Origin of the sequence: Shewanella sp. (assembly GCF_051658185.1) — a bacterium.
Taxonomy (GTDB): domain Bacteria; phylum Pseudomonadota; class Gammaproteobacteria; order Enterobacterales; family Shewanellaceae; genus Shewanella.
On record NZ_JBOFMC010000089.1, the window covers coordinates 1 to 2,107 of the forward strand.

Annotated in this window: 2 protein-coding genes; both read right to left on the reverse strand. The window is 51.4% G+C overall.

Features of this window, described 5'->3' with window-relative positions:
• Positions 1–176: 176 nt before the first annotated feature.
• A complete protein-coding gene (locus ACRCZA_RS03875; RefSeq protein WP_438673163.1) occupies positions 177–926 on the reverse strand; it encodes an HIRAN domain-containing protein in 750 nt (249 codons plus the stop codon).
• Positions 916–1,602, reverse strand: coding sequence for a hypothetical protein (locus ACRCZA_RS03880; protein ID WP_438673164.1), 687 nt, complete (start codon positions 1,600–1,602; stop codon positions 916–918). Before ACRCZA_RS03880 ends, ACRCZA_RS03875 begins: the two co-directional genes overlap by 11 nt.
• Positions 1,603–2,107 lie beyond the last annotated feature (505 nt).

Genomic DNA, 2,107 nt, shown 5'->3' on the forward strand with positions numbered 1-2,107 from the left:
CGCGCTGTTTTAAGTTGTACACAATAACGGGGGGCTGCTGCATGACGACTCCTCTTCTAGCCCAATGAATGTGGCTAGCATAGGCCCTAGTCACGGGCGTAAACGGGGATTTTTCCGCCTCGCAGGCACAAAAAAGCCCTCATGCAGAGGGCTGGGGTCTTGATGGTGCCAGGGCGCTAAATCAGCGGGGAACACTCTGAGTCGGGCTCAAGCGCGGGGCCATACTCGGCTCCCAGTGAACCAGTTAGGCGACATAGGAGGCGATAATGAGTTGGGGCCTCAGTGCTTACCTTTTCAACCGTCAGGGTGAATTGGCTTGGCGCCCTCAATAATAATTGGCGAAGCGGCCGAGAAAGAAAGCGCGGACAATAGCCGACAATTTGAGCCGGCTCATCGGCGCGAATCAATACAGCATTTTCATCATGCTGATTTTGCACATCCAAGGTTAAAGCCAGTCGCTCTCCCACCTTAAGCTGGGCGACGCGCACGGCGGTGGCGGCGCCCAAATGTGACAATCCGTGCGCAAAGAAATAATGCTCAACATCACCACTGCGCATAGGGGTAATAGCGCGATAAATCTGCAAACTATCCGTAACGCGCAGGCCGCCCGAGCGAGATAGCACCTCTAAAGGATCGAAGGCGCCATGCTGCTCACTATCAAAGCCTAGCCACGCCATGAATTTTTTATATTCAGGCCGCCGTGCCGATAGCAGCCGATTCTTAAATAATGGGAAAAGATCAGCCGAAAAATACGCGCCATCAAATTCTCTCATGCCATCAAAAGCAATGAAGCGCGGCGAGCTCTTTGCCCCCTTGGTATAGGCAAAAAGATACCCATGCGGCTTAGCTGCCAGTTGCCCCACCGTGTGCCACCGACGAGATTCAGGATCTTGCCACGCTAAATAAACGATATTGTCATCGGTCATACTGTAATAACCTTTTTTTGTTCTCTTTAACCATCTCGCAAGCAAAATGCCTTGCGCTTGCAGAGATGCACGCATCTGGCACCCGAGCAAATATACCCACAATGCAAGCGTCAGATAGATTAATCAATTGCCTTAGCCAGTATTTTCTTGCTTCGGGGCGGATCTCGCCGGCGCAGTTAAAAGCATCCACTGTGAGCAAAGGCTTTTTGTCACTCGGTGACAGGAATAGTTCTGACCTTGCTTTGTTTACAAAAGCCAATATCTGCCGATTCTTGTCTCGTGTTGCCAGCCGCTCAATACGCTCCTCATCTCGCATTTCTCGCCCCAAGCTAGCGGCGTGGTCGTAAGTTGGGCACAAATAGCGCTCGCCCGTTCGCTCATTTTGCATAATCGCCCAGTTTTCATGGTGGCGATCTTGATTGCTAATCAGTGCATCGAGCAACAAATAGCCACAAAACAAATCCGCTGCATTAAAACCCGTAGGCCACTGGGCAGCCTGCGGCAATAAAATAGCTTCGTCACCCAAACAAGCCATTACCCTATCGATAGTATGCTCTTTGATGCGCACTAGACGTTCGGCTGGCGCTTGCGGGTCAGGGTAATCCGTTGCCAAGGCGTGCAACACCTCGTTACCCATCAACATACGGTAGCCATCAGGGATGAAATTTTGTGACAAAACACAATGACGCCCACCAACGATAGCCAAATCATAGCGCGCGTGTGGAATACCAAGCGCGCAGCAAAGCTCTGCAGCGCACTTTTCTGCCCAATGCTCACCAGTATTCTCCCGAGAGAATTTTAGCAACGAACGCGCCTGAGCATTGGGAGGGTAACAAATCCACATTTTTTCTTTTGTGCCAAGCTGCTCGATTTCTGCGTTAACAGCATTCACGTCTATATATAGACACGGGTAAGGCGAAAGTGGGTATTCCATGTCACACGCAACCGGAAAAAGGATGCGGAATGATACAGCCTCGCCTTAATGCTGAGAAGATGAGATGCGGAATATTTGTCGCAGGCGCAAAAAAGCCCGCAGGACGCGGGCTTGGCGGAGTTGGGTGTGGTGGGCACTACTTGGCTTTAGCGAGCTGTAACAGTAGCGCATCAGCGGCCATTACCGCGCGCCCTGCAATATCTTTTATTGTTGCGTGTCCGTGAATGTCAGAGCTAAGCGCCCCCTG

What these genes read in the sequence shown, in the direction of transcription:
- ACRCZA_RS03875 (WP_438673163.1), bottom strand. Translation starts at nt 926, where the DNA reads ATGACCGATGACAATATCGTTTATTTAGCGTGGCAAGATCCTGAATCT.